The organism is Pararhodobacter zhoushanensis, assembly GCF_025949695.1.
Taxonomy (GTDB): domain Bacteria; phylum Pseudomonadota; class Alphaproteobacteria; order Rhodobacterales; family Rhodobacteraceae; genus Pararhodobacter; species Pararhodobacter zhoushanensis_A.
Genome location: NZ_JAPDFL010000001.1, coordinates 1,910,061 through 1,935,548 on the forward strand (window position 1 = coordinate 1,910,061; position 25,488 = coordinate 1,935,548).

General features: G+C 65.3%; 22 protein-coding genes. 19 read left to right on the forward strand and 3 right to left on the reverse strand.

What is annotated here, in order from left to right; genetic code table 11:
* Positions 1-29 precede the first annotated feature (29 nt).
* Genes OKW52_RS09535 through OKW52_RS09560 form a run of 6 tightly spaced genes read left to right on the forward strand, consistent with a single transcriptional unit; the run spans position 30 to position 6,079 of the window.
* Positions 30-476 carry a tripartite tricarboxylate transporter TctB family protein gene (locus tag OKW52_RS09535; protein ID WP_264505485.1) on the forward strand — a complete coding sequence of 149 codons (447 nt, stop codon included), beginning with the start codon at positions 30-32 and terminating at the stop codon, positions 474-476.
* Position 477: 1 nt separating this feature from the next.
* The gene (locus OKW52_RS09540) at positions 478-1,995 is read left to right on the forward strand and encodes a tripartite tricarboxylate transporter permease (RefSeq protein WP_264505486.1); all 1,518 of its coding nucleotides are present in this window, start codon (positions 478-480) and stop codon (positions 1,993-1,995) included.
* Complete coding sequence (locus OKW52_RS09545) at positions 1,988-2,905, forward strand: SMP-30/gluconolactonase/LRE family protein (RefSeq protein WP_264505487.1); 918 nt, start codon at positions 1,988-1,990, stop codon at positions 2,903-2,905. The genes OKW52_RS09540 and OKW52_RS09545 overlap by 8 nt, the downstream gene beginning before the upstream one ends.
* On the forward strand, positions 2,902-4,104 hold the full coding sequence (locus OKW52_RS09550) for a CaiB/BaiF CoA transferase family protein (protein WP_264505488.1): 1,203 nt from the start codon (positions 2,902-2,904) through the stop codon (positions 4,102-4,104). Before OKW52_RS09545 ends, OKW52_RS09550 begins: the two co-directional genes overlap by 4 nt.
* 10 nt (positions 4,105-4,114) lie before the next feature.
* Positions 4,115-4,915, forward strand: coding sequence for an oxepin-CoA hydrolase, alternative type (locus tag OKW52_RS09555; RefSeq protein WP_264505489.1), 801 nt, complete (start codon positions 4,115-4,117; stop codon positions 4,913-4,915).
* Between the two features lie 3 nt (positions 4,916-4,918).
* Positions 4,919-6,079: an acyl-CoA dehydrogenase family protein gene (locus OKW52_RS09560; RefSeq protein ID WP_264505490.1), complete on the forward strand. Its 1,161-nt coding sequence runs from the start codon at positions 4,919-4,921 to the stop codon at positions 6,077-6,079.
* 24 nt (positions 6,080-6,103) lie between these two features.
* Here OKW52_RS09560 and OKW52_RS09565 read toward each other — a convergent pair whose 3' ends face one another.
* A complete protein-coding gene (locus OKW52_RS09565) occupies positions 6,104-6,658 on the reverse strand; it encodes a helix-turn-helix transcriptional regulator (protein ID WP_264505491.1) in 555 nt (184 codons plus the stop codon).
* A 67-nt stretch (positions 6,659-6,725) separates the two neighbouring features.
* Here OKW52_RS09565 and OKW52_RS09570 point away from each other — a divergent pair, with 67 nt between their 5' ends.
* The 10 genes from OKW52_RS09570 to OKW52_RS09615 all read left to right on the forward strand — a co-directional run bounded on the left by OKW52_RS09570 (position 6,726) and on the right by OKW52_RS09615 (position 18,324).
* A complete protein-coding gene (locus OKW52_RS09570) occupies positions 6,726-8,036 on the forward strand; it encodes an acetylornithine deacetylase/succinyl-diaminopimelate desuccinylase family protein (protein WP_264505492.1) in 1,311 nt (436 codons plus the stop codon).
* The gene (locus OKW52_RS09575; protein ID WP_264505493.1) at positions 8,036-9,511 is read left to right on the forward strand and encodes an ABC transporter substrate-binding protein; all 1,476 of its coding nucleotides are present in this window, start codon (positions 8,036-8,038) and stop codon (positions 9,509-9,511) included. Before OKW52_RS09570 ends, OKW52_RS09575 begins: the two co-directional genes overlap by 1 nt.
* Positions 9,512-9,625: 114 nt before the next feature.
* The gene (locus tag OKW52_RS09580; RefSeq protein ID WP_264505494.1) at positions 9,626-10,573 is read left to right on the forward strand and encodes an ABC transporter permease; all 948 of its coding nucleotides are present in this window, start codon (positions 9,626-9,628) and stop codon (positions 10,571-10,573) included.
* A 2-nt stretch (positions 10,574-10,575) separates the two neighbouring features.
* Entirely contained in the window at positions 10,576-11,391 is an 816-nt protein-coding gene (locus OKW52_RS09585; protein WP_264507684.1) for an ABC transporter permease, read from the forward strand.
* On the forward strand, positions 11,388-12,992 hold the full coding sequence (locus OKW52_RS09590; protein ID WP_264505495.1) for an ABC transporter ATP-binding protein: 1,605 nt from the start codon (positions 11,388-11,390) through the stop codon (positions 12,990-12,992). Before OKW52_RS09585 ends, OKW52_RS09590 begins: the two co-directional genes overlap by 4 nt.
* Positions 12,982-14,430, forward strand: coding sequence for an aldehyde dehydrogenase family protein (locus OKW52_RS09595; protein WP_264505496.1), 1,449 nt, complete (start codon positions 12,982-12,984; stop codon positions 14,428-14,430). Before OKW52_RS09590 ends, OKW52_RS09595 begins: the two co-directional genes overlap by 11 nt.
* A 4-nt stretch (positions 14,431-14,434) precedes the next feature.
* On the forward strand, positions 14,435-15,172 hold the full coding sequence (locus tag OKW52_RS09600) for an SDR family oxidoreductase (protein WP_264505497.1): 738 nt from the start codon (positions 14,435-14,437) through the stop codon (positions 15,170-15,172).
* Positions 15,156-16,178 carry a P1 family peptidase gene (locus tag OKW52_RS09605; RefSeq protein ID WP_264505498.1) on the forward strand — a complete coding sequence of 341 codons (1,023 nt, stop codon included), beginning with the start codon at positions 15,156-15,158 and terminating at the stop codon, positions 16,176-16,178. The genes OKW52_RS09600 and OKW52_RS09605 overlap by 17 nt, the downstream gene beginning before the upstream one ends.
* Complete coding sequence (locus OKW52_RS09610; protein ID WP_264505499.1) at positions 16,178-16,981, forward strand: alpha/beta fold hydrolase; 804 nt, start codon at positions 16,178-16,180, stop codon at positions 16,979-16,981. The genes OKW52_RS09605 and OKW52_RS09610 overlap by 1 nt, the downstream gene beginning before the upstream one ends.
* Positions 16,978-18,324: a tetratricopeptide repeat protein gene (locus OKW52_RS09615; RefSeq protein WP_264505500.1), complete on the forward strand. Its 1,347-nt coding sequence runs from the start codon at positions 16,978-16,980 to the stop codon at positions 18,322-18,324. The genes OKW52_RS09610 and OKW52_RS09615 overlap by 4 nt, the downstream gene beginning before the upstream one ends.
* 4 nt (positions 18,325-18,328) lie before the next feature.
* On the opposite strand, the gene OKW52_RS09620 is transcribed toward OKW52_RS09615, so the two are convergent.
* Both OKW52_RS09620 and OKW52_RS09625 read right to left on the reverse strand, forming a co-directional pair.
* Complete coding sequence (locus OKW52_RS09620; RefSeq protein ID WP_264505501.1) at positions 18,329-20,314, reverse strand: glycosyltransferase 61 family protein; 1,986 nt, start codon at positions 20,312-20,314, stop codon at positions 18,329-18,331.
* A gap of 219 nt (positions 20,315-20,533) precedes the next feature.
* Complete coding sequence (locus OKW52_RS09625; RefSeq protein ID WP_264505502.1) at positions 20,534-21,451, reverse strand: LysR family transcriptional regulator; 918 nt, start codon at positions 21,449-21,451, stop codon at positions 20,534-20,536.
* Positions 21,452-21,611: 160 nt separating this feature from the next.
* Here OKW52_RS09625 and chvE point away from each other — a divergent pair, with 160 nt between their 5' ends.
* The 3 genes from chvE to mmsB all read left to right on the forward strand — a co-directional run bounded on the left by chvE (position 21,612) and on the right by mmsB (position 25,475).
* On the forward strand, positions 21,612-22,661 hold the full coding sequence (gene chvE, locus OKW52_RS09630; protein WP_264505503.1) for a multiple monosaccharide ABC transporter substrate-binding protein: 1,050 nt from the start codon (positions 21,612-21,614) through the stop codon (positions 22,659-22,661).
* An 80-nt stretch (positions 22,662-22,741) separates the two neighbouring features.
* Positions 22,742-24,286 (forward strand): multiple monosaccharide ABC transporter ATP-binding protein, encoded by a 1,545-nt coding sequence (gene mmsA / locus OKW52_RS09635; RefSeq protein ID WP_264505504.1) that lies wholly within the window; start codon positions 22,742-22,744, stop codon positions 24,284-24,286.
* Entirely contained in the window at positions 24,273-25,475 is a 1,203-nt protein-coding gene (gene mmsB / locus OKW52_RS09640; protein WP_264505505.1) for a multiple monosaccharide ABC transporter permease, read from the forward strand. Before mmsA ends, mmsB begins: the two co-directional genes overlap by 14 nt.
* The last annotated feature ends 13 nt before the right edge of the window (positions 25,476-25,488 follow it).

Genomic DNA, 25,488 nt, shown 5'->3' on the forward strand with positions numbered 1-25,488 from the left:
CGACTGCGTCGTGCTCTAGGGAGGGGTTCATGCACTATCTTAAGGACCGGGCGGAGGATCTGATCGCCGCGTTCGTAACCGGCGGCATCGGGCTGTTCATTGTCATCGAGTCGATGAGCTATCGCCTCGGCACCTTGCGCAGCATGGGGCCGGGGTATTTTCCCGCCATTATCGGCGGCACCATGCTGGTGCTGGCGGTGATCATGCTGCTGACGGCGCAACGCAGCGAAAGGCTGTTCTCGCTTGAGCGGGGGCAGATGCGCGGCGTGCTGTTTCTGACCGCCGCCTTCGGCGCTTTTGCGCTGACCATCGAGTCGCTGGGCCTGCTGGTGTCGGTTACCTCGGCGGTGTTTCTGGCGGCACTGGCCAACCCGAACACCAAATGGCCGGTGGCGCTGATCCTTGGTGTCAGCACGGCGGTGTGCTGCACCCTGATCTTCCGCGTCGGGCTTGGCTTGCAGATGAGGGCTTACTGACATGTCATCGCTCCTTTCCGATATTGCCCTCGGGCTCAGCGTCGCCGCTTCGTGGGAAGGGCTGATGTATTGCTTCATCGGCGTGTTCCTTGGCACGCTGGTCGGCGTGCTGCCGGGCATCGGCATCATGGCCACGCTGGCCATGCTGATGCCGATCACCTTCCATATCGATCCGACGTTCGGGCTGATCATGCTGGCCGGGATCTATTATGGCGCTGATTTCGGCGGCTCGACGGCGGCAATCTTGATGAACCTGCCGGGCACGGCCACCAGTGCGGTGACCGGGATCGAAGGGTATCCGATGGCGCAAAAAGGCCGGGCCGGACCTGCGCTGTTCATGAAGGCCATCGCGTCCTTTGTCGGCACCCTGTTCGGGGTCGTGCTGCTGGTCGGCTTCTCGGTGCCGCTGGCGCGCGTCGCGTTGCAGTTCGGGCCACAGGAATACGTCGCGCTGATGTCGCTGGGGCTGGTTGCGGCGGCGGTGATCGGCACCGGGCGCTCGATCCGGTCGCTGGTGTCGGTGACGCTGGGTCTTGCGCTGGGGCTGATCGGGCTGGACCTGAACAGCGGCGTCGGGCGCTTCACCTTTGGCATGACCGAGTTCTACGACGGCCTGCCGCTGGTCGCCGTGGCCATCGGCCTGTTCGGCCTGCCCGAGATCATCGCCAACGCGGGCCGCTCCGAGCTGCCCAAGGTGCAGGAAGGCAAGATCCGCATGAAGGACATGATGCCCACGCGCGAGGACTGGCGCCGCTCGGCCATGCCGATGGTGCGTGGCTCGGCCATCGGCTCGTTCTTTGGCGCGTTGCCGGGCACCGGCGGTCTGGTGGCGACCTTCGTTTCCTACGCGGTCGAGCGCAAGGTCTCCAAACACCCCGAAGAATTCGGCCATGGTGCGATCGAGGGCGTCGCCGCGCCCGAGGCGGCCAACAATGCCTCGGTACAGGCGGCGTTCATTCCGACGCTCAGCCTGGGCATTCCGGGCGATCCGGTGATGGCGATCATGCTGGGCGTGATGATGATCCACGGCATCATTCCGGGGCCGAACGTCATTCAGTCCAACCCCGATCTGTTCTGGGGCCTGATCGTCAGCTTCATCATCGGCAATTTCATGCTGCTGGTTCTGAACCTGCCGATGGTGGGTCTGTGGGTCAAACTGCTGAAAATCCCGTATAATCTGCTGTTCCCGGTGATTGTCGCCCTGACCTGTATCGGCATCTACAGCGTGCACTACCAGATCATGGATATCGCGATCCTCGTGGCTTTCGGCTTCCTCGGCGTGGGCATGAAAGCGCTGAAATTCGAGGTGGCGCCGCTGTTGCTGGGTTTTGTGCTGGGCCCGATGATCGAACAGTTCTTCCGCCGCTCGCTGATCGTCGCCAATGGTGATCTGGGCACGTTCTTTGAACGCCCGATTGCCGGGACGATCATGACCATTCTGATCGCGATCATCCTCGTCGCGGTCGCCGCGACTATCCGGGGAAAACTGCGCGCCCGCCGCGAGGTCAGGAATGCCTGAGCAGGCGAAAAACCGGCTCGTGGAGGGCCTGATCGTCACCCGCCTGTCCGACCGTCCCGCCGCGCTGGGCGAGAGCCCGGTGTGGGACGCCGGGGCCGCGTGCTTGTGGTGGATCGACGGGGTGGCAGGCGAGATCCGCTGCCACCGCCCGACCCGGCCTGAAGCCGAGGCTGTGCGGATCGGGGGGCATATCGGTTCGCTGGCGCTGGCAGAGGCCGGGCAGCTTCTGGTGGCACGCGATCATGCCTTCTTGCTGGTAGATCCGGCCTCAGGGTCGGTGCAGACCCTGCTGACCCTTGAGGGGGCCGATCCCGCCATGCGGCTGAACGATGGGGCAACCGACCGGCAGGGCCGGTTCCTCTGCGCCGGGATGGGGCGCTCGGGCGCGCCGCTCGGGGCCTTGCACCAGCTTGGTGCGGACGGGCGGCAGCGGGTGCTGGCCACCGGTCTGCGCATCGGCAACGGCGTCTGCGTCAGCCCGGATGGCGCGACGCTGTATTTCACCGACACGCCCGCGCGCAAAACCTATGCCTGCGACTATGACCCGGCGACGGGTGCCGCGTCGGAACCGCGCGTGCTGGTCGACACGGCACCCTTGGGATCGGGCATCGACGGGCAGACGGTGGACCGCGACGGCAACCTGTGGGCCGCGATGATCCACAGCGCCGAGATCGGCTGCTTTGCCCCGGACGGGCGGCTGTTGCACCGCTTCAACGCCCCCGTCGATCTGCCCTCAAGCCTGGCCTTCGGCGGCGCGGATATGGGCACGCTTTATGTGACCTCGATCCGCGATTCCGGCACCGGACGCGCGGTGTCAAAGCATCCCGACGGCGGGCACCTGTTTGCCATCGACGGCACCGGCGCAACGGGCATCCCCGAGACACGCTTTGCAGCAAGGATTACCCCATGACCGATCCCGCCTTCGGCCCGCTCGCTGGCCTCAAGGTTCTCGACATCGCGACGATCATCGCCGCGCCCTTCGCCGCCTCGCTGCTGGCAGATTTCGGCGCGGATGTCACCAAACTGGAGATCCCCGGTCGCGGTGACGGGCTGCGTAACTTCCCGCCGTTTCGCGACAACAAGCCGCTGTGGTGGAAAGTAACCAACCGTGGCAAACGCTATGGGACGCTGGACCTGCGGCAGCCCGAGGGCTTGGCGGTGATCAAGCAGATCATCGCCCAAAACGATGTGCTGGTGGAAAACTTCCGCCCCGGCACGCTGGCGAAATGGGGGCTGGACCGCGAGACGCTGTGGCAGATCAACCCCAAGCTGGTGATCCTGCGCGTCTCGGCCTTCGGCCAGACCGGGCCCACGTCGAAACAGGGCGGCTTTGCGCGGATCTTCGAGGCGATGGGCGGGCTGACCCATATCACCGGCACCAAGGACGGCGATCCGGTGCATCCGGGCTATCCCATCGCCGATGCCATCGGCGGGCTGTTTGGCGCGTTCTCGATCTGCGCCGCGCTGCTGGGCATCGCGCGCAACGGCACGCAGGGCGAAGAGATCGACCTTGCCCTGACCGAGGCGACCTTCCGTCTGCTGGAAAATCTGGCAATCGAATACGATCAACTGGGTCAGGTGCGCGAGCGCGACGGCAACAACAACCAGTACACCGCCCCGGCGAATGTGTTTCGCACCGGCGACGGGCGCTATGTCACCGTGACCGGCTCGACCGACTCGATGTCAGCGGCCAATATGCGCGCCATAGGTCGTGCCGATCTGATCGACGATCCCCGCTTCAAGACCAACCGCGACAGGATGCGCTATCGCGAGGAGCTGGACGGCGTGTTTCGCGCCTATATGGAGAGCCACACGCTGGATCAGGTGCTGGCCGATTTCACCCGTGAGAACGGGGCTATCGGGCCGATCTATTCCGTCGAACAGATCTTCGCCGACGCCCAGATGCAGGACCGCGAGGCAATCACCCTGGTGGCGGACGAGGATTTCGGCACCGTGCGCATGCAGAATGTGGTCCCGCGCCTGACGCGCAACCCGGGCAAGATCCGCTGGGCGGCCAAATCGCTGGGCGCGGACAATGACGCGATCTTCCGCGATCTGGGTCTGACCCCTGCGCAGATCGCCGGTCTGCGCGCCAATGGCATCGTGTGACGAGGGCAGCATGAAAAGCACAACCGAAATCCGCATCGAGACCCGCGGCGCGGTCCGCATCCTGACCATGGACGGTCCCAGCTCGCGCAACTCGATCAGCCGCCCGCAGTACGAGGCGCTGACCGCCGCCGTCATTGACGCCGGGCACGACACGGCGGTGCGCGCCATCGTCCTGACCGGGGCGCAGGGGTTCTTTTCGTCGGGCGGCAATGTCGCCGCGCTGCAGGAAAGCCGCCAGTTGCCGCTGTCCGAGGTCAGCCGCAACACCGACGCGCTGGCGGCGATGATCTTGGCGATCCGCACCTGCCCGACGCCGCTGGTCGCCGCGGTCGAGGGCGGGGCCGCCGGGCTGGGGGTAGCACTGGCGCTGTCGTGCGACATGGTTACCGCCTCGGCCGGGGCGAAATTCACCGTGGCATATGTGAAGATCGGGCTGACCCCGGACGGCGGCACCACCCATTTCCTGCGCGAAGCCTTGCCGCGCCAGCTGGCGTCCGAGCTGTGCATGCTGGGCCGCCCGGTCAGCGCCGAGCGGTTGCACGCCGCCGGTGTGGTCAATGTGGTGGCCGACGCGGGCGGCGCGCTGGCTGCGGCGCTGGAGCTGGCCGAGGCGCTGGCCACCGGGGCCAGTGCCGCGATCGAAACGATCAAATCGCAGCTCGCCAGCGCGCCGCAAAACGCCTTGGCCCAGCAGGTCGATATCGAGGGCCGGGGCATCAACGCCGCGCGCTATGGCAGTGAGGCGGGCGAGGGGCTGGCGGCCTTCCTTGAAAAACGCCGCCCCGATTTCAGCAACCCGGGACAGGAGTAAGCCATGATCCGCGATCAGACCCGGCTCGACGCCCTTCTGGGCGATGTCCACGATTGGGTGCGCGCGGTGGCGCATCCGGCCGAGGACCGCGTGGCACAAACCGACGAGGTTCCCACCGAGATCGTCGCCGACATGGCCGCGCGCGGCTTTTTCGGCTGGTCGATCCCGCAGGCTTACGGCGGCGCGGGGCTGACGACCGAGGAACTGGTGATGGGAGCGATGGAGCTGTCGCAATGCGCGGTGGCCTTTCGCGCGCGGGTCGGCACCAACACCGGCATCGGGTCCGAAGCGCTGGTCGCGGATGGCACCGAGGCGCAGAAAGCCGACTACCTGCCGCGCCTTGCCAGCGGCGAAATCACCGGCTCGTTCGCGCTGACCGAACCGGACGCCGGGTCCGATGCCAGCTCGCTCACCACTTCGGCCCGCAGGGATGGCGATGACTACATCCTGAACGGGCGCAAATGCTATATCACCAACGCGCCCATCGCTGGCCTGTTCACCGTCTTCGCGCGCACCGATCCTGACAGCAAGGGCGCGCGCGGGGTGTCGGCGTTTCTGGTCGAGCGGGACATGCCGGGTCTGTCAACCTCGGCCCCCTACGCGATGATGGGACAACGCGGCTCGCCGGTCGGTGAGGTGCTGCTTGAAGACGTCCGCGTGCCCGCCAGCGCCGTGATCGGCGGGCTTGAGGGCCAAGGGTTCCGCACTGCGATGAAGGTGCTCAACAAGCAGCGCGTCCATCTGGCCGCCCTGTGTACCGGCCCGGCGATCCGCATGCTGGATCTGGCGATGGACCACGCCGAAACGCGCCACCAGTCGGGGCAGGCGATCATCGACTTCCAGCTGGTCGCGGCCCTGCTGGCCGATTGCCAGACCGAGATCGAAGCGGCCCGCGCGCTGATCCTGCAGACCGCGCGGGCGCGCGACGATGGCAAGGACATCGCGCTTGAAGCGTCGATCTGCAAGTATTTCGCCTCCGAGGCCTGCGGGCGCATCGCAGACCGCTGCGTTCAGGTCTTCGGCGGCGCGGGCTATGTCGCCAATGCGTCGACCATCGAGCGGTACTACCGCGATGTCAGGCTGTTTCGTCTCTACGAGGGCACCAGCCAGATCCATCAGTTGAACATTGTCAAGCAGATGCGCAAACGGCGAGACACTGCCTGACGACCAGCGGCGGCTGGCCGATGCTCAGCCCTGACGCCCGCTTAACCGGCCCAGCAGATCCTGCGCGCGGCGCACGCCGAATCGTTTGATCAACCGGCTGCGCACATCGTCGATGGTGCGCGGGCTCAGACCCAGTTGTTTGGCGATTTCCTTGCTGGTCAGGCGGCGGTTCATCAGCTCCAGCACCTGACGTTCGCGTTTGGACAGGGTGATCGGCTCGGCATCGTTGATCGGTGCGAAGCTCATGACCACCCGTTCCAGCGGTGCCTGCGGCACCAGCGTGCGGGCGCGAAACCGGCACCAGATGCCATGGCCCGCACGGTGCCGCACCAGCCGTTCATCAATGTATTGCCCGGTCTGCTGCAGCATGATCAGGCCGATATCGCGAATATCTTCGAATTCTTCGTCTGACTCATAGAGCACGCGGAACGACTGGCCAACCAGCTCGTCCACCCGGTAACCCAGCAGCAGGGCGAAGGTTACGTTGCAGGTGCGGATCACGCGCTGTTCGGTCAGCACGATGCCGGTGGGGGCAGAATCATAGGCGAGGCGGGCGAAATCGGGGGGCTGGGTATCCATGCCGTATTCATACGGTATTGATACCGTATTTGTCCCGCGCCAATCTGCGCGGATGGAGAACCCTGTCATGCCCCAAACGCAGCACGCCGCCCTGACCGAAGCCCTTCATGCGCGGCGCGACGACCTGATCGCCCTGACGCAGGATCTGATCCGCATTCCGACGCTGAACCCGCCGGGCGAGAACTATCGCGATATCTGCGAGTATCTCGACCGTCGCCTGCGCCGGATGGGGTTCGAGACGCAGCTGATCCGGGCCTATGGCACGCCGGGCGACTGCGACGCCTACCCGCGCTGGAACGTCGTGTCGCGGCGCGAGGGCAAGAGGCCGGGCGATTGCGTGCATTTCACCAGCCATATCGACGTGGTGGATGTGGGGGCGGGCTGGACGGTAGACCCGTTCGGCGGGCTGTTGCGCGACGGCAAGATCTATGGCCGGGGCGCCTGCGACATGAAGGGCGGGCTGGCTGCGTCCATCGTCGCGGTCGAGGCGTTTTTGGAAACCTTCCCCGATTTCGCGGGCGCGATCGAGATTTCGGGCACGGCGGACGAGGAATCGGGCGGCTATGGCGGCGTGGCCTATCTGGCCGAGAAGGGATTCTTCTCGCCTGAGCGCGTGCAGCACGTGATTATCCCCGAGCCGCTGCAAAAGGACCGCGTCTGTCTGGGCCACCGCGGCGGCTGGTGGGCCGAGATCGAAACCTTCGGCGAGATCGCCCATGGCTCGATGCCGTTTCTGGGCGATTGCGCCGTGCGCCACATGGGCGCGGTGCTCGACGTGTTCGAGGACCGGCTTTTCCCGGCGATGGCGGCGCGGCGCACCGATATGCCCGTGGTGCCCGAGGGTGCGCGCTCGTCAACGATGAACATCAATTCGATCCATGGCGGCCAGCCCGAGCAGCAGCCCGGCTCGACCGCGCTGCCCTCGCATTGCGTGCCCGACAGCTGCCGGATCGTGATTGACCGGCGCTATCTGGTCGAGGAAACCCGCGACAGCGTTCAGGCCGAGATCACCGATCTGCTGGACGGCCTGAAACGCGACCGGCCGAACTTTGACTATGCGATGAAAGAGCTGAACCATGTCATCCCCTCGATGACCGACCGTGACGCGCCCATTGCGCGCACCGTGGCCGCAGCCATTGAATCGGTGATGGGCAAGACCGCAGAATTCGTAGCCTCCCCCGGGAGTTACGACCAAAAGCACATTGATCGTATCGGTAAGTTGAAAAACTGCGTTGCGTATGGGCCGGGACTGCTGGAACTTGCGCACAAACCAGACGAATATGTCGGCGTTGACGATATGATGGACAGCGCGGCGGTCATGGCTCAAAGCCTCGTGTCGCTGCTTCTGCCTGCCACTATAAACGGGGAGACCAACTGATGAAACATCTGACGGCGCTTATCCTGGCCAGTTCAACGGCCCTGTTCGCGACCGCTGCGGCGGCCGACCAGACCAACATCCGCGTGGCGATGCAGCTTGAGCCGCCAAACCTTGATCCGACCGCCGGGGCGGCGCAGGCGGTCGACTCGGTCGTGTATTCGAACATCTTTGAAGGGCTGACGCGCTTCATGTCGGATGGCTCGGTGGTTCCCGGTCTGGCCGAGAGCTGGGAGATTTCCGAAGACGGGCTGGTCTACACCTTCCACCTACGGTCGGGCGTGACCTTCCACGACGGCTCGACCATGGACGCCGAGGATGTGAAATTCAGCCTTGACCGCGCCCGGGCCGAGGACAGCACCAACGCGCAAAAAGCCCTGTTCGCCGGCATCACCGACGTGACGGTGGTTGATCCGCTGACGGTGCAGATCACGCTGGGTGAGCCTAATGGCGCCATGCTGTTCAACCTCGCCTGGGGGGACGCGGTGATCGTGGCGCCCGAGAGCATCGCCGATGCGGCGACGCATCCCATCGGCACCGGCGCGTTCATGTTCGACAACTGGGTGCAGGGCGATCACATCGATATCGTGCGCAACCCCTCCTACTGGGGCACGCCTGCCGCGCTGGACTCCGCGACCTTCCGCTTCATCTCGGACCCGACCGCTGCCTTTGCGGCGGTGATGGCCGAGGATGTGGATGTCTTCGTCGGCTTCCCGGCCCCCGAAAACCTGCCGCAGTTCGAAGCCGATCCGCGGTTCCAGGTGCTGGTCGGCAACACCGAGGGCGAGACGATTCTGGCGATGAACAACGCGCAGGCACCGTTCGACAACCTGCTGGTGCGTCAGGCCGTGGCGCATGCCATCGACCGTCAGGCGGTCATCGACGGGGCGATGTATGGCATCGGCACGCCGATCGGCACGCATTTCGCGCCGCACAACCCCGACTACGTCGATCTGACGGCGCTGTCGGCCTATGATCCCGACCGTTCGCGCGAATTGCTGGCCGAGGCTGGCTTCCCCGAGGGCTTTACCACCACGCTCAAGCTGCCGCCGCCCTCTTACGCCCGTCGCGGCGGCGAGATCATCGCCGCGCAGCTGCGCGCGGTCGGCATCACCGCCGAGATCGAGAACCAGGAATGGGCGCAATGGCTGGAGAATACCTTCCGCGGCCATGATTTCGGCATGACCATCGTCAGCCATACCGAGCCGATGGACATCGGCATCTACGCCAATCCCGAGTACTACTTCCAGTACAACAACCCGGACTTTCAGGCGCTGATGACGACGCTGACCTCGACCACCGATCCCGAGGAACGCTCAAGCCTGCTGGCCCAGGCGCAGACGATGATCGCCGAGGACTACGTGGTTGGCTTCCTGTTCGAGCTGGCCGTGCCGACGGTCGCCCGTGCAGGCATCGAAGGGCTGTGGCTGAACCAGCCGACCGCCGCCATCGACCTGACCGGCGTCAGCTGGCCGTAAGCTGACTGACGGCGCCCGGAGCGATCCGGGCGTCGTCCCACCGGGGCAGGGCGCGCAGCGCCTTTGCCGTCCCGCACCGTTCCCCCTGTCTGACACCTCTGGAGCTGCCCGGCGATGATCCGATACACAATCGGTCGACTGACCTCGCTTTGCCTGAGCCTGCTCGTGGCTTCGATGGTGATCTTCGCCGTGGTCGAGGTCGTGCCCGGCGATCCGGCGGCGTATATGCTGGGCGTCAACGCCCGCCCCGACACCGTGGCCGCACTGCGCACCGAGCTGGGTCTCGATGTGTCGAAGCCCGAGCGCTATCTGGCGTGGACCACCGGCATGCTGAGCGGCGATTTCGGGCAGTCGTATACCTACCGCACCCCTGTGTCGCAGATGATCCTTGACCGGGTCTGGGTTTCGGTTCCGCTGGCGCTGTTTGCCTTGACGCTGACCATTCTCATCGCCTTTCCCGCCGGGATCTACGCTGCCAGCCGCCGGGGCCGGGCGGGGGACATGACGGTGATGGGGGCCACGCAATTCGGGGTGGCGGTGCCGAACTTCTGGTTCGCGATGATCCTTGTGCTGATCTTCGCGATCAAACTGCGCTGGTTTTCCGCCGGGGGCTTTCCCGGGTGGGAGAACGGCTTCTTCACCGGCCTGAAGGCGCTGCTGTTGCCCGCCATCGCGCTGGCCCTGCCGCAGGCCGCCATTCTGGCGCGGGTCATGCGCTCGTCGCTGCTGGACATGCTGAACGAGGATTTCATCCGCACCGCCCGCGCCAAGGGCCTGAACCGGCGGCAGGCGCTGTGGCGCCACGCCGTGCGCAACGCGCTGATCCCGGTGCTGACCATCATCGGGTTGCAATTCTCGTTCCTGCTGGCCGGGGGTATCGTCATCGAGCAGGTGTTCTTCCTGCCCGGTCTGGGCCGGCTGATCTTTCAGGCGATCTCGTCGCGCGATCTGATCGTGGTCGAGAGCGTGGTGATGCTGCTCGTGTTCCTCGTCATTGTCGTCAATTTCGCGGTTGATCTGGCCTATGCGCTGGTCGACCCCCGCCTGAGAACCCGCTCATGACCCTGCCACGCAGCCTGATCCTGGGCACCTTCCTGTCCGTCCTGTTTCTGGGGGCGGCGGTGCTGTCCTTTGTCTGGACCCCCTACGACATCGAAACCCTCTCGATCCCTTCGCGCCTGCAGACCCCAAGCCTGACGCATTGGCTGGGCACCGACCAACTGGGCCGCGATATCCTGTCGATGATCATGATGGGCGCGCGCACCTCGATTGCCGTGGCCTTGCTGGCCGTCGGTATCGGCATGGGGCTGGGCGTGCCTTTGGGGCTGCTGGCCGCCGCACGGCGCGGGTCGCTGCTGGACGAGCTGATCATGCGCGGCAACGATCTGATCTTTGCCTTCCCCTCGCTGGTCATCGCCATCCTGATCACCGCTGTCTTCGGCGCAAGCGCAATGAATGCGATTGTCGCTATCGGGATCTTCAACATCCCCGTCTTCGCCCGCCTGACGCGCGGTGCCGCGCTCAGCCTGTGGTCGCGCGATTTCATTCTGGCGGCGCGGGTGTCGGGTAAATCCGCCACGCGGATCTCAATCGAGCATATCCTGCCCAACATCGCCAATCTGATGATCGTGCAGGGCACCATCCAGTTTTCACTGGGCATTCTGGCCGAGGCCGCGCTCAGCTACATCGGCCTTGGCGCCCAGCCGCCGACCGCCAGCTGGGGCCGGATGCTGGCCGACGCACAGACCCTCGCCAGCATCGCGCCGCATGTCGCGCTGATGCCGGGGCTTGCCATCGTGTTCATGGTGCTGGGGCTTAACCTGATGGGCGACGGGTTGCGCGACCTGCTCGACCCCCGTTTGCGGGTGGCCCGGACATGAGCCTTCTTTCCATCCAAGACCTGACCCTGTCGATCGGCACCTATCCGATCCTGCACGATGTGTCCCTGACCGTCGCGCCCGGCGAGATCGTCGCCATCACCGGTGAAAGCGGCTCGGGCAAGTCGATGACCGCTTTCGCCACGATGGGCCTGCTGCCCGCCCGCGCGACAACCACGGGGCGGATCTTGCTGGAGGGCACCGATCTTCTGGCGCTGTCCGAGGCCGAGATGTGCACGGTGCGCGGGCGGCAGATCGGCATGGTTTTTCAGGAACCGATGACCGCGCTGAACCCGGTGCAGACCATCGGCGCGCAGGTCGCCGAGACGATCCGCATCCACGAGGGCGTGTCCAAGGACGAGGCGCTGGCACAGGCCCGCGCGATGCTCAACCGCGTCGGTCTGCCCGAGGATCGCTTCCCGCTTTCCCGCTATCCGCACGAGCTGTCGGGCGGCCAGCGTCAGCGGGTGGTGATCGCCATGGCGATTGCGCTGCGGCCCAAGCTGTTGATCGCGGACGAGCCGACCACGGCGCTGGATGTGACCACGCAGGCGCATATCCTCGACCTGCTCAAGGATCTGACGCAGGATTTCGGCATGGGCTTGCTGATGATCACCCATGACCTTGCCGTGGTGGCCGATATGGCCGACCGCATCGTGGTCATGCAGCACGGGCGGGTGGTCGAGACCGGCAAGACGGCGGACCTGTTCCGCGCCATGCAGCACCCCTATACCAAGGCGCTGTTTGCAGCCTCGGCCCACAAGGTCACATTGCCTGTCGCGCCCCTTCCGCAAGCGTTGCTTGAGGTGAAAAACGTCATCCGCAGCTATCGCCAGCCGCGCAAGGGCCTGTTCGGCCCGCGCCCGGAAATACAGGCGGTCAAGAACGTGTCCTTCACGCTGAACCGGGGCGAGCGGCTGGGGCTGGTCGGTGAGTCCGGCTGCGGCAAATCCACCCTGACCCGCGCCATTCTGGGGCTGGAGCCGGTGCAGTCGGGCTCGATCACAATGCGCGGCGCGCCGGTCTGGACCGACAGCCGCGCCAATCTGGACGTGCGTCGCCAGATGCAGGTGGTGTTTCAGGATCCCTATGGCAGCTTCAATCCGCGCCACCGCGTCCGTCGGCTGATCGCCGAACCGTTCCATCTGCTGCGCGACCCGCCCACCGGCGAGGCGCGCGCGCAGAAGATCGCGCAGGCGCTGACGGATGTCGGCCTGACGCCCGGCGACGCGGACAAATACATCCACGAATTCTCGGGCGGGCAGCGCCAGCGCATCGCCATCGCCCGCGCGCTGATCAACGATCCGGCGTTGATCGTGTTTGACGAGGCAGTCTCAGCACTGGATGTCTCGGTGCGCGCGCAAGTGCTGGATCTGTTGGCGGACCTCTGCCGCAAACGCCCGCTGAGCTATCTGTTCATCAGCCACGATCTGAGCGTCGTGCGCACGATTACCGACCGGGTGATGGTCATGCAGGCCGGTGAGATCGTTGAACAAGGCCCGACCGAGCAGGTCTTTTCCGACCCGCAACACCCCTATACGCGCACGCTACTGGCCGCCGCGCCGCAACTCCCTGATATGAAGAAGACCGCCGATGCCTCTTGAATCCTTCGCAATTCCTGTTGCCTGTCATTTGATCGGCGGGGTCTGGACGCCGGGTGCTGAACGCCTGACATTGAGCGATCCTTCAACCGGCGAGACGCTCACCGAGATCGCGCGCGGCACCGCCGCCGAGATTGACGCAGCGGTCGATGCCGCCCATGCCGCGCGCGCGGGCGACTGGGGCCGGATGACGGCGCTGGAGCGCGGGCGCATCCTGACCCGGCTGGGCCAGCTGATCCTGACCAAGACCGAGGAACTGGCGCAGCTCGAGGCCCGCGATGTCGGCAAACCGCTGACGCAGGCGCGCGCCGATGCGGTGGCGCTGGCGCGCTACATGGAATTCTACGGCGGGGCCGCCGACAAGATCATGGGCGAGACGATCCCCTATCTGGACGGCTACACCGTCTATACCCTGCGCGAACCGCATGGGGTGACAGGCCATATCATCCCGTGGAACTACCCGATGCAGATCATCGGGCGTTCGGTCGGCGCGGCGCTGGCGATGGGCAATGCCTGTGTGCTCAAACCCGCTGAGGAAGCCTGCCTGACCGCGCTGGCCTTCGCACAACTGGCACTGGACGCTGGGCTGCCCGCCGGGGCGCTGAACGTGGTGACGGGCCTCGGGGCCGAGGCGGGCGCGGCGCTGGCCGGGCATCCGCGCATCCAGCATGTGTCGTTTACCGGCTCGGTCGGGGTTGGTTCGCTGATCCAGACGGCGGCGGCGAAGAACGTTGTGCCGGTGACGCTGGAGCTGGGCGGCAAGTCGCCGCAGATCGTGTTCGACGACGCCGATCTGGACCGCGCGCTGCCGTTTCTGGTCAACGCAGGCGTCCAGAACGCCGGGCAGACCTGCTCGGCCTCGTCGCGCATTCTGGTGCAGCGCGGGGTGTATGACGAGGTCCGCACGCGCATGGCGCAGGCGTATGGTGCGTTGACCGTCGGCCCGGCGCTGTCGGACCCCAAGGTCGGCCCGCTGATCTCGGCCCGCCAGAAAGACATTGTGCAAGGCTATCTGGCCAAGGGCGCCGACCTGACCATCGCCGCCGAGGGCGTGCTGACGCCCGAGGCCGGGAACGCCGGCCACTACGTCCGCCCGACGCTGTTTGCCGAGGTGCCTTCGGATCACGCATTGGCGCAGCAGGAAATCTTCGGCCCGGTGCAAGTCCTGATCCCGTTCGAGGACGAGGCCGAAGCCCTGCGCATCGCCAATTCCACCGAGTACGGGCTGGTCGCCGCCGTCTGGACCCGCGACGGTGCGCGGCAGATGCGGTTGGCCAAGGCGCTGCACGCGGGGCAGGTGTTCTTGAACAATTACGGTGCCGGGGGCGGGGTGGAACTGCCCTTCGGCGGGGTTGGAAAATCCGGGCATGGGCGCGAAAAAGGTTTCGAGGCGCTCTACGGGTTTTCGCAACTCAAGACAGTCGCAGCATGGCATGGGTGATAAGATGAGACTTCAGGGCAAAATCGCGATCGTGACCGGCGCAGGCTCGGGCTTTGGGGCCGGGATCGCGCGCAAGTTCGCGGCTGAGGGCGCGCGTGTCATCGTCGCCGACATCAACGGCGACGCGGCGGCAGAGGTGGCGAAAGAGATCGGCGGCACGGCACAGACCTGCAACGTCGCCGACCGCGCCAGTGTCGAAGCGATGCGCGATGCGGCGCTGGCGATCGGGCCGGTGGATATCGTGGTGAACAACGCAGGCGTCACGCATCTGCCGATGCCGACCGATACCGTGAGCGAGGCTGACTTTGACCGCATTTTCGCGGTCAACATGAAGGCCATCTACCTGATGACGCAGGCCTTTGTGCCGGGGTTCAAAGAGCGGCGTTCGGGCAATATCCTGAACATTGCCTCGACCGCTGGCGTCTCGCCGCGCCCGAACCTGAGCTGGTACAACGCGTCCAAAGGCTGGGTGATCACCGCCACGCGCTCGCTGGCGGTAGAGCTGGCGCCCTTCGGCGTGCGGGTCAATGCGCTGAACCCGGTGGCCGGTGAGACCCCGCTGCTCAAGTCCTTCATGGGGCAGGACACGCCGGAAATCCGGGCGAAATTCCTGTCCACCATCCCGCTGGGCCGGTTCTCGACCGCCGAGGACATGGGCAACGCCGCGTGTTTCCTGTGCTCGGACGAGGCGTCGATGATCACCGGGGTGGCGATGGAGGTCGACGGTGGCCGCTGCATATAAGCCCGGACCGCGCAACCTGATCACCGATGTGGCGGGTCTGCGGGTTGGCAATGCGCAGGATGCGGGGCTGAAATCGGGCGTCACGGTGCTGACCGGCGACGCGCCCTTTGTGGCCGGGGTGCATGTCATGGGCGGCGCGCCCGGCACGCGCGAGACGGATCTGCTGGCCCCCGACAAATCCGCCGTCGCCGTGGATGCGCTGGTGCTGTCAGGCGGCTCGGCGTTTGGGCTTGATGCCTGCTCGGGCGTGATGGACGGGCTGCGCGCTGCCGGGCGTGGCGTGCAGGTCGGCCGGGCGGTGATCCCGCTGGTGCCCGGCGCGATCCTGTTCGATCTGCTCAACGGCGGCGACAAGGACTGGGACGAGAACCCCTACCGTGCTCTGGGCCGCGCGGCGCTGATGGCGGCTACGCCGGAGTTCGCGCTGGGGACAGCCGGTGCCGGAACGGGGGCGCTGGCGGCGATGCAGAAGGGGGGCCTCGGCTCGGCATCGCTGGTGCTGGAAGACGGCACCACGGTCGGCGCGCTGGTCGCGGTGAACCCGGTCGGCAGCGTCACCACGCCGGGCGAGCAGCACTTCTGGGCCGCTCCGTTCGAGCTGGACGGCGAGTTTGGCGGTGCGGGGCCTGATCCCAAGGGTGGCTATTGCGGTCCGCTGGTCTCGGCCAAGAAAGACGCGCTTTTCGGCACCATGGCCGCGCCACCGCTGACGAACACCACCATCGCCATCGTCGCCACCGACCGCGCGCTGACCAAGGCGCAATGCCACCGGTTGAGCACCGCCGCGCATGACGGTATCGCCCGCGCCATCGTCCCCGCGCATACCCCCGGCGACGGTGATCTGGTCTTTGCGCTGTCCACGGGCACCGGCACCATGCCCAATGACTTCGAACTGGCCGACATCGGCCACGCCGCCGCCCTGTGCCTGAGCCGCGCCATCGCCCGCGCGGTGTATGAGGCGACACCCGCTCCGGGCGATCTGCTTCCCTGCTATCGGAGGTCCTGATGCCTACGCTCGCGCTTTCCGACGTCACCCTGCATTATGAGATCGACGGAAAGGGTCCGCCCCTGATGCTGATCGCCGGGACCGCCAGTGACAGCGCCAGCTGGGGACCGCTGGTCGCGCCGCTGACCGCGCATTTCACCGTCATCCGCCCCGACAACCGCAGCACCGGGCGCACCACGCCGCAGGACGCGCCGCTGTCGCTGGAGCATTGGGCGGATGACGCGCTGGCGCTGGCCGCGCATCTGGAGCTTGGCCCGGTGGCGGTGGTCGGTCACTCGCTGGGCGGGATGATCGCGCTGCGGATGGCGGCAACGGCTCCTGAAACGGTCGCACGCCTGGGCCTGCTGGCCAGCGCGCCGGTCAGGGGCGGGCGCAACGTCGCACTGTTTGACCTGATGCTGCGCCTGCGGGCCGAGGGGCAGGCGCCTGACCTCTGGCTGCGGGCCTTCCTGCCGTGGCTGTTTCACCCCCGGTTCTTTGATGTCCCCGGCCAACTTGACGCCGCCATCGCGCAGTCGCTGGCCTATCCGCACGCGCAATCCGCCGCCGCCATGGCCGCGCAGGTTGCCGCGTTGCACGAGACCGACGCCAGCGGACTGCCCGCGCTGGTGCGCTGCCCGACGCTCTCGGTGCTGGCGGGCAGCGACCTGCTGATCCTTGAGGCGTCGGCGCGTGCGGCCTTGGCCCCGATTGCCGATCTGACCATCACCACGATCCCCGAGGCCGGGCACTCAATCCACTGGGACGCCCCCGCCGCGACGCTTGCGGCGCTGCTCCCGTTTCTGACGGAGGGCCGGCAATGACCCGCGACCAGCTTGGCAACGAGATCACCGATACCGCGCCCGATCTTGTCGCCGCGATCAACGATTTTCTGCACGGCGTTCTGGCCTATCAGACGCAGGCCGTGACCCTCATGGGCCTGATCGAGGATCATCCGGGCAGTTGCCTGGGCAACACCTATACCGGCTTTCTGTGGATGTTTCTTGAATCGCCGGCGGCTCCGGCGCTTGCCGCGCCCTATCTGGAGCGCGCGCTGAAAGCGGCGGGAACGCCGCGCGAAAAGGCCAATGCGCAGGTGCTGGCGGCGTGGGTTGCGGGCGACATTCCCGAAACCATCCGCCGGTGCGAGGCTATCGCGCGGGAATATCCGACCGATCTGGCGATCATCAAGCTGGGGCAGTACCACCTTTTCAATCTGGGCGATGCCTCGGGCATGCTGCGCATGGCCCTGCATGCGCTGCCCGCCTGCGCCGCAATGCCCTATGTCCACGGCATGATCGCCTTTGGCTATGAGCAATGTCACCTGATGGCCGACGCCGAGGCCTCGGCCCGCCGCGCCATTGCCATCGAGCCGACAGACCCGTGGGCGCATCACGCGCTGGCGCATGTGATGCTGACGCAGGCACGGGTGGATGAAGGGATCGCGTTTCTGGAAGAGGTCGCGCCGACGTGGCAGGGCCTCAATTCCTTCATGCATACGCATAACTGGTGGCATCTGGCGCTGTTCTACATCAGCCGCGACCGGCAGGCGGATGTTCTGGCGACCTATGACGCGCATGTCTGGGCGTGTGAGAAAGACTACTCGCAGGACCAGATCGGCGCGGCCTCGTTGCTGGCGCGGATGGAATTTGCCGGGATCGACGTCGGGGATCGTTGGGCCGATGTCGCGGACCGGATCGCGGCGCGCGGGGCGGACACGGTTTCCCCGTTCCTGACGTTGCAGTACCTCTACGCGCTGGCCCGCGCGGGTCGGCCCGAGGCTGAAACGCTGATGGACGCCATCCGCACCCGCGCCGCCACAACGGCCCATGATCAGGCGGCCTGGGCGGATGTGGCGCTGCCGGCAGCGACGGGCATCATCGCCCATGCGGCGGGTGATGCCGCCACGGCGGCGCGCGCGCTGGGGCGGGCCTTGCCGCGTCTGCAGGAGATCGGCGGCTCGCATGCGCAGCGGGATTTCTTCGACCAGATCCACCTTGATGCGCTGATCAAGGCAGGCGAGGCGTCAACCGCGCAGCAGGTGTTGGAAATGCGCCGCACCTATGACCCCGACGGCATCCCGCTCAACCGGTTGCTGGCGCAGGTTTACGAGCAGGTCGGTTTGCCCGAACAGGCCCGCCAAGCCCGCGCACGGGCAGGCGGCTGAGGCGTCAGGCCTCGAACCGCTTGAGCGCGGCAAGGTGCAGCTCCATCTTGCCCCTGTCCCCCAAGGCACGCGCGGCCTCATACGCCTTGCGGCGGCGGAACCCGTTGTCGCCCGCGTGCAGCGCAATCTCGTAGCACGACAGCGCCAGTTCAGGCACGGCGCCGCGTGTGCACAAATCGCCCAGCAGGCGCAGCGCGTGACCGGTGCTGTCACGCGTACCGGCGGGCCATTGCTGCATCGCGATCCATTGCGACAGCACCGCCGTGACCCGGCGCGCGACCTGTACGCCCACGCTTATCCGGTTGAAATTATAGAGCAACGCCACGGGGGCAGACAGGGCACCCGGATGGTTCGACAGGCTTGCAATCACCCTGTCGAGTTGCCCCATGAAATGCTGTGAGGCGGCGTCCGCTTCTTGCCACGCCAGAAAGAACGCCGCGTGTTGCAACAGGCTGTTCGCGCTTTCGCCGTGCCCGGCGCGGGGCCAGGCAGAGGCGTCGGTCAGTGAAAAGCTTTGGCTCAGCGCCGCGTCCTGCGCAAAGGCTCTGGCCAGACGGGCCAGATCGCGGGCATCGCGCCCCTGCGTCGGTTCGTGCATCTGCACGCTGGCGATGCCGCCGAGGTCGACAACCGTCGCAAGGCACAGATAGCGCGGGCGATTTGCGCCCACGTCTTCCAGCCGGGTGAAGATGTCGACGCCGGTCTCTCCGCGAAGGGCAAAGTCGGTTGCCCTCGGTGCGACAGCGGGCTGCGCCTTTGTCGCGGGGGTCGAAGCCGCGGCGCCCTCGGGGCGCATCAGGCGGATCAGCGCGTGGATCGGTGTGCGCAGATGACCCAGCCCCAGCGGTTCCAACTGGTCGAGGAGGTAGGCGTCGGTGTTGTGAGGCTTGAGCCAGCTATAGACCTTCGGGTCGTACATCGCCCCGACCCAGGCCATGACATCGGCATCACGCGCGCGGTTGTACGCCGCCCAGTCCCAAACCCTTCTAAGTGGCACGCCGAGGCTTTCGAAATGCTCAATCATCGGCGCGACGGCATAGAACGATATCATCGAATGATCGATTTTTCGCCCGTCCTCGTCGGTCGTCACCAGAGAGCCGCCAAAGCAGCCGACATAGGTGAGCGACGCGCCGCGCGGGGCCATCTGGTGCTGTGCGATGGTGCTGCGCAGGCGACGACGCAGGATCGAGATATGGTGATCGATCCGCCCCAGCAGCTGGCGGCCATGGATTGCCGAACCTTCGGAAAACACGAGGTATTTCGCCGAAGCATAGGCCTTCATCTGCTCGTGCAGGGTCAGGTTCTCGGGATAGACGACACGCACCCCAAGACCGTCGAGGCAATCGGCCAGATAGCGCTCTCCGGCGTGACGACCCTTTTCCGGTGCAAGCGCCGCGCGGCTGACAAAAGTGATCCCTTCGGGACGCGGCATGTCGAGTTGTCCGGCAATGCGCGCCTCGAGCAAAGGCAGGTAGCCTTCGGCGGTGGGCGGACCGTCGAGGTGTTCGGCCTGCATCGCGATGGTCAGGTCGCGAAATTCGGTAGGGCGGCCAATGAACCGGAGTTGGTCCAGAGGGACGTTCAGCCAGCCCAGAACACTGCGAAACATCGGGCTGAGATTGGCCAGTCCAAACCCCGCGCGCGCGCTGAAATACAAGGGCAGATCCGGGGCTTCCGCCAGCGATTGCGGGATGCGGGGGATGGTTTCGGCGACCATGTGGCCAAAGTGATTGTCATACATCGACACAAACAGGCCCGGCTCGGTGATCCGCGTGCTGCCGTCATGCTGGATCTCGGGCAGGGTACACACACGCCGATTGCCACGCCACAGGCGCGCATGGGTCTGGTTCTCGAAATCGGGCCAATGGACACCGGGTGTCATGCGGTTGGGCGAGGGGCCGGCGAGGACATTCTGAAACGACTGAAGCGGGACCAGCCTGCGCGTGGCGGGCACTTGCAGCGCGGCGGTGTCGCTTTCCGAAAGGCGCACGGCTTTCTCCTTTTCAGGCAACGGAAGAGTAAAAGCCGTTACGGGTTAATCGACGGCCAACATACCCAGGCGGGCCAAGCGGTCCTTATGGGTCAGCCGTTGTGTGCAACTGAAGACGGCGAAAGATAAAACTGATAGAAAACAGCTGTCAAGGCTGCGCTTGGGGTGTGGCGACACAATCGCCACGCGAAACCCGTTTGCCCGTTTCGCGCCAGCCGGTCATATTTCGCGCAGCAGCGTTTCCAGCACGATTTCAGCGATCCGTGACAGTTTGCGACCCTCAAGCTGGATCAGGAAGAAGGGCGCGACAAAGATATCCTGATCGATATCCAGCATGCTCAGCCGGGCGTTCAGCCCATCGCGGGTGAGCAACTGCGCAACCTCGCGGGACTGCGGCGAGATGGCGTCGGATTTCTCCAGAATCGCCAGCGCCACCAGCAAGGACGAGCTGTTGGTGATATGCGACGGCATCGCCAGCCGGTTGGCGTGGAACGCCCCGTCCACGGCGCGGCGGATGGGCGAACCGCGTTCCTGGATCACCCATTCATAGCCGGTCAAGTCGCTCAGGCTGACGTTCTGGCGGCCCGCCATCGGGTGATCTTGCCGCACCATCAGGGTAACCACCTCGTCGCGGGCCGGGTAGACGCGGAAATCACGGCTGTCGGCATCGGGGGGCAGGCGGGCGATGATGAAGTCGAAATTCCCCTCGACCAGCCCGCGCACCAGCGAGACCGAGGGCGCGACCTCGATGGTGATCTCGATGGTCGGCGCCCGGGTTTTCACCTGACGGATCGCGGGCACCAGCGAACCCGCAACCGGCCCGGTCACCGAGCCGATGCGCACCATCCCGCCACGCCCGCTTTTCAGGTCTGACACCTCAAGGTCAAGGCGGTCAAAGCCCTGCACGATCACCCGCGCGTGGCGGACAAAGGCGGCACCGGCCAGGGTGGGGGTCATGCCTTTGGCGTGACGCTCGAACAATTCCGCTTCGGCAAGGGTTTCGATCTCGGACAGCATGCGCGAGGCGGCGGGCTGCGACATCGCCAGACTGGTGGCGGCCGTCTGCAATTTGCCGGTTTCGGCGATCTTCAGGATCAGCCGCAGATGCGCGGGTTTCAGGCGATGGGCAAGGGTCATGCGGCAGAGCATATCATAAATGATATGCAGATGAGCAATAATCAAATTTTACACACATACAACCGGAAGCTATCACAATCTCGGGGTCACAAGACCCGGGGAAACGGAGTTCGCGTCCCGCCACGCTTTTTGCTGCGGGCGCGCCTTTGGGGAGGAAAACATGAAATTCACCGCGCTTCTGGCGTCGGTGGCGACGTCGCTTGTGCTGACAAGCGGCGCCTATGCCACCACCATCGGCATCGCCATGCCGACCCAATCATCGTCTCGCTGGATATCGGACGGACGTTCGATGGTCGCGCTGTTCGAGGCCGCCGGCTATGACACCGATCTGCAATATGCCGAAGATGACATTCCCAACCAGCTGGCGCAGATCGAGAACATGATCACGCGCGGCGTGGATGTGCTGGTGATCGCCGCCATCGACGGCACCACCCTGTCCAACGCGCTGGAAAACGCCGCGGCGTCGGGCATCCATGTCATCGCCTATGACCGCCTGATCCGCGACAGCGGGCATGTGGACTATTACGCGACCTTCGACAACTTTCAGGTCGGTGTGCTGCAGGCCACTTCGCTGGTCGAGGGCCTGAATGAGCGCTTTGGCGACGGCCCCTATAACGTCGAACTTTTCGGCGGTTCGCCGGACGACAACAACGCCTATTTCTTCTACAACGGCGCCATGTCGGTGCTGCAACCGCTGATCGACGCGGGCACGATCACAGTTGCGTCCGGTCAGCAAGGCATGGAAACCGTCGGCACGCTGCGCTGGGATGGTGCCGTGGCGCAGTCGCGGATGGATAATATCCTGTCGGCGTATTACACCGAAAATCAGGTGCATGGCGTGCTCAGCCCCTATGACGGGCTGTCCATCGGTATCCTGTCGTCGCTGCGCGGTGTGGGGTACGGCTCGGGCGATCTGCCGATGCCGATCGTCTCGGGGCAGGACGCCGAAATCCCTTCGGTCAAGTCGATCATCGCCGGTGAGCAGTATTCGACCGTCTTCAAGGACACCCGCGAACTGGCCCGCGTGACCGTCGGCATGGTCGAAGCGCTGATCAACGGCACCGAGCCCGAGATCAACGATACCTCGACCTATGACAACGGCGTGCTGGTGGTGCCCTCGTACCTGCTTTCGCCGGTGTCAGTCGATGCGTCGAACTGGGAAGGGGTGCTGCTGGGCTCGGGCTACTACACCGCCGAACAGCTGAACTGACGCAAAAGCAAGGCTTTGGCCCAAGGGTCCGTCCGTGTCACCGGATGCGGGCGGACCCGGTGCATCCATGGAGGACGAGCATGCCTGCGCTGCTTGAGATGCGGTCGATCACCAAGACGTTTCCGGGCGTCAAGGCGCTGGACAGGGTGACCCTGTCGGTGCGGCAGGGGGAAATTCACGCGCTGGTCGGCGAAAACGGCGCCGGGAAATCCACGCTGATGAAGGTGCTGTCGGGGGTCTATCCCGCAGGCAGCTATGACGGCGAGATCCACTATGACGGCGCGCTGGCGCAGTTTCGCTCGACGGCGGACAGCGAGGCGCGTGGGATCATCATCATTCACCAGGAACTGGCGCTGGTGCCGCTCTTGTCGATTGCCGAGAATCTGTATCTGGGCAACGAGCTGGCGCGCGGCGGGGTCATCAACTGGCACGAGACCAACAAGCGCACCGAGGCGCTGCTCAGGAAAGTCGGGCTGACCGAACCGCCGACCACGCTGGTGGACAGGCTGGGCGTGGGAAAGCAGCAACTGGTCGAAATCGCCAAGGCGCTGTCGAAAGAGGTCCGGCTGCTGATCCTCGACGAACCGACCGCCGCGCTCAGTGAATCCGACAGTCAAGCGCTGCTGGACCTGATGCTGGAGCTGAAGGCGCAGGGCGTCACCCAGATCATCATCAGCCACAAGCTGAACGAAATCCGCCGGGTGGCCGATACGATCACCGTGATCCGCGACGGCTCGACGGTCTCGACACTGGACGCCACCGCGCAGGCGGTCAGCGAAGCCCAGATCGTGCGCGACATGGTCGGTCGCGACATGGCCAACCGCTACCCCGAACGAGAGCCGCGCGCGGGCGAGATGCTGCTTGAGGTGAAGAACTGGAACGTCTGGCACCCCGAGCATGCCGACCGTCAGGTGATCCGCAACATAAGCTTCACCGTCCGCGCCGGCGAAGTGGTGGGGATCGCGGGGCTGATGGGCTCGGGCCGTACCGAACTGGCGATGAGCCTCTTTGGCCGGTCCTACGGTCGCAACATCTCGGGCGAGGTGCGGCTGCATGGCCAGCCGGTCAATGTCTCGACCGTGACGGGCGCGATTGCCGCAGGGCTGGCCTATGTGACCGAGGACCGCAAAAGCCTGGGGCTGGTGCTGGATGAGACCATCGAGCGCAACATCACCCTGGCCAATCTGCCCGCCGTGTCCAGCGCCGGAGTGCTGAACATGGCCGAGGAAACCCGCGTCGCCGAAGGCTACCGGGCGGCAATGAACATCCGCACACCCAGCGTGTTTCAGCATGTGGTGAACCTGTCGGGCGGCAACCAGCAAAAGGTCGTGCTGTCAAAATGGCTGTTCGCCGGGCCTGAGGTGCTGATCCTCGACGAGCCGACGCGCGGCATCGATGTCGGTGCCAAATTCGAGATTTATGGAATTATCAACGACCTGAGCCGCGACGGTAAAGGGGTGGTGATGATCTCGTCCGAGATGCCCGAGCTGCTGGGCATGTGCGACCGGATCTACGTCATGAATGAGGGCGCGCTGGTCGGCGAGTTGTCCGCCGCCGAGGCCAGCCAGGAGCGCATCATGTCGCTCATCGTGAACACACAGGAGAACAGCCATGCAATCGGCTGACACCGGCACCGTGCGGGTGCAAAAGAACTTCGGCCATTACCTGAAGACCCATGTGCGCGACTACGGCCTGCTGTTCGCGCTGATCGCGATCATGCTGTTCTTTCAGGTGGTCACCGACGGCACGCTGTTGCGGCCGATCAACATCACCAATTTGTTCTTGCAAAACAGCTATATCATCGTGATGGCGCTGGGCATGCTGGTGGTCATCGTGTCGGGCAACATCGACTTGTCGGTCGGTTCGGTCATGGGGTTCATCGGCGCGGTGGCGGCGGTGATGGTCGTGCAGTGGCACTGGCCGATCTATATCGCCATGCCCGCCTGTCTGGTCGTTGGCCTGTTTATCGGTGCTGCGCAGGGCTATTGGGTCGCCTATTGGAAGATCCCGTCCTTCATCGTCACGCTGGCCGGGATGCTGGTGTTCCGGGGCCTGTCGCTCTGGCTGCTCGAAGGCCAGTCTGTCGGCCCGTTCCCGAGCAATTTTCAGGCGCTGTCGACCGGTTTTGTGCCCGATATCTTCGGGTTCGAGCGTCCCACGCCCAATGGCACCGCCGTTTCTGCGGGGATCATCGCGGCGGGCACCATCGTCTGGCTCAGCCTGCGCGCCCGTTTCCGCAAGCAGCAATACGGCATGGAGACCGAGCCGACGGCCTTCTTCGTCGCCCGCGTCACCATCGTGGCCGGAGCGCTGGTGTTCGTGGCCTACAAGCTTGCCACCTTCCGGGGCCTGCCCAATGTGCTGATCTCGATGGCGGTGCTGACGGTGATCTACGCTTTTCTGACCGAAAATACCGTGATCGGGCGGCGCATCTATGCGCTGGGCGGTAACCAGAAAGCCGCCAAACTGTCGGGCATCAAGACCGAGCGTCTGACCTTTCTGGCCTTCGTCAACATGGGGATGCTGGCCGCGTTGGCCGGTCTGATCTACGCCGCCCGGCTGAACTCGGCGACGCCCAAAGCGGGCTTCGCCGTCGAGCTGGACGTGATCGCGGCGGTGTTCATCGGCGGGGCGTCAATGTCCGGCGGGGTGGGAAAGATTGTTGGCGCGGTGGTCGGTGCCTTCATCATGGGGGTGATGAACAACGGCATGTCGATCATGGGCATCGGTATTGATTATCAGCAGGTTATCAAGGGTTTGGTCCTGCTCGCCGCTGTCTGTTTCGATGTTTACAACAAGGGCAAGCAGAGCTGAGCGCAGCCGCTTT

Bases quoted from the DNA above. Each gene is read 5' to 3' on its own strand.
- OKW52_RS09565 (WP_264505491.1), bottom strand. From the start codon at position 6,658: ATGGATACCCAGCCCCCCGATTTCGCCCGCCTCGCCTATGATTCTGCC.
- OKW52_RS09580 (WP_264505494.1), top strand. From the start codon at position 9,626: ATGATCCGATACACAATCGGTCGACTGACCTCGCTTTGCCTGAGCCTG.
- OKW52_RS09555 (WP_264505489.1), top strand. From the start codon at position 4,115: ATGAAAAGCACAACCGAAATCCGCATCGAGACCCGCGGCGCGGTCCGC.
- OKW52_RS09570 (WP_264505492.1), top strand. From the start codon at position 6,726: ATGCCCCAAACGCAGCACGCCGCCCTGACCGAAGCCCTTCATGCGCGG.
- OKW52_RS09540 (WP_264505486.1), top strand. From the start codon at position 478: ATGTCATCGCTCCTTTCCGATATTGCCCTCGGGCTCAGCGTCGCCGCT.
- mmsA (WP_264505504.1), top strand. From the start codon at position 22,742: ATGCCTGCGCTGCTTGAGATGCGGTCGATCACCAAGACGTTTCCGGGC.
- chvE (WP_264505503.1), top strand. From the start codon at position 21,612: ATGAAATTCACCGCGCTTCTGGCGTCGGTGGCGACGTCGCTTGTGCTG.
- OKW52_RS09600 (WP_264505497.1), top strand. From the start codon at position 14,435: ATGAGACTTCAGGGCAAAATCGCGATCGTGACCGGCGCAGGCTCGGGC.
- OKW52_RS09545 (WP_264505487.1), top strand. From the start codon at position 1,988: ATGCCTGAGCAGGCGAAAAACCGGCTCGTGGAGGGCCTGATCGTCACC.
- OKW52_RS09535 (WP_264505485.1), top strand. From the start codon at position 30: ATGCACTATCTTAAGGACCGGGCGGAGGATCTGATCGCCGCGTTCGTA.
- mmsB (WP_264505505.1), top strand. From the start codon at position 24,273: ATGCAATCGGCTGACACCGGCACCGTGCGGGTGCAAAAGAACTTCGGC.
- OKW52_RS09590 (WP_264505495.1), top strand. From the start codon at position 11,388: ATGAGCCTTCTTTCCATCCAAGACCTGACCCTGTCGATCGGCACCTAT.
- OKW52_RS09625 (WP_264505502.1), bottom strand. From the start codon at position 21,451: ATGACCCTTGCCCATCGCCTGAAACCCGCGCATCTGCGGCTGATCCTG.
- OKW52_RS09615 (WP_264505500.1), top strand. From the start codon at position 16,978: ATGACCCGCGACCAGCTTGGCAACGAGATCACCGATACCGCGCCCGAT.
- OKW52_RS09550 (WP_264505488.1), top strand. From the start codon at position 2,902: ATGACCGATCCCGCCTTCGGCCCGCTCGCTGGCCTCAAGGTTCTCGAC.
- OKW52_RS09595 (WP_264505496.1), top strand. From the start codon at position 12,982: ATGCCTCTTGAATCCTTCGCAATTCCTGTTGCCTGTCATTTGATCGGC.
- OKW52_RS09610 (WP_264505499.1), top strand. From the start codon at position 16,178: ATGCCTACGCTCGCGCTTTCCGACGTCACCCTGCATTATGAGATCGAC.
- OKW52_RS09560 (WP_264505490.1), top strand. From the start codon at position 4,919: ATGATCCGCGATCAGACCCGGCTCGACGCCCTTCTGGGCGATGTCCAC.
- OKW52_RS09575 (WP_264505493.1), top strand. From the start codon at position 8,036: ATGAAACATCTGACGGCGCTTATCCTGGCCAGTTCAACGGCCCTGTTC.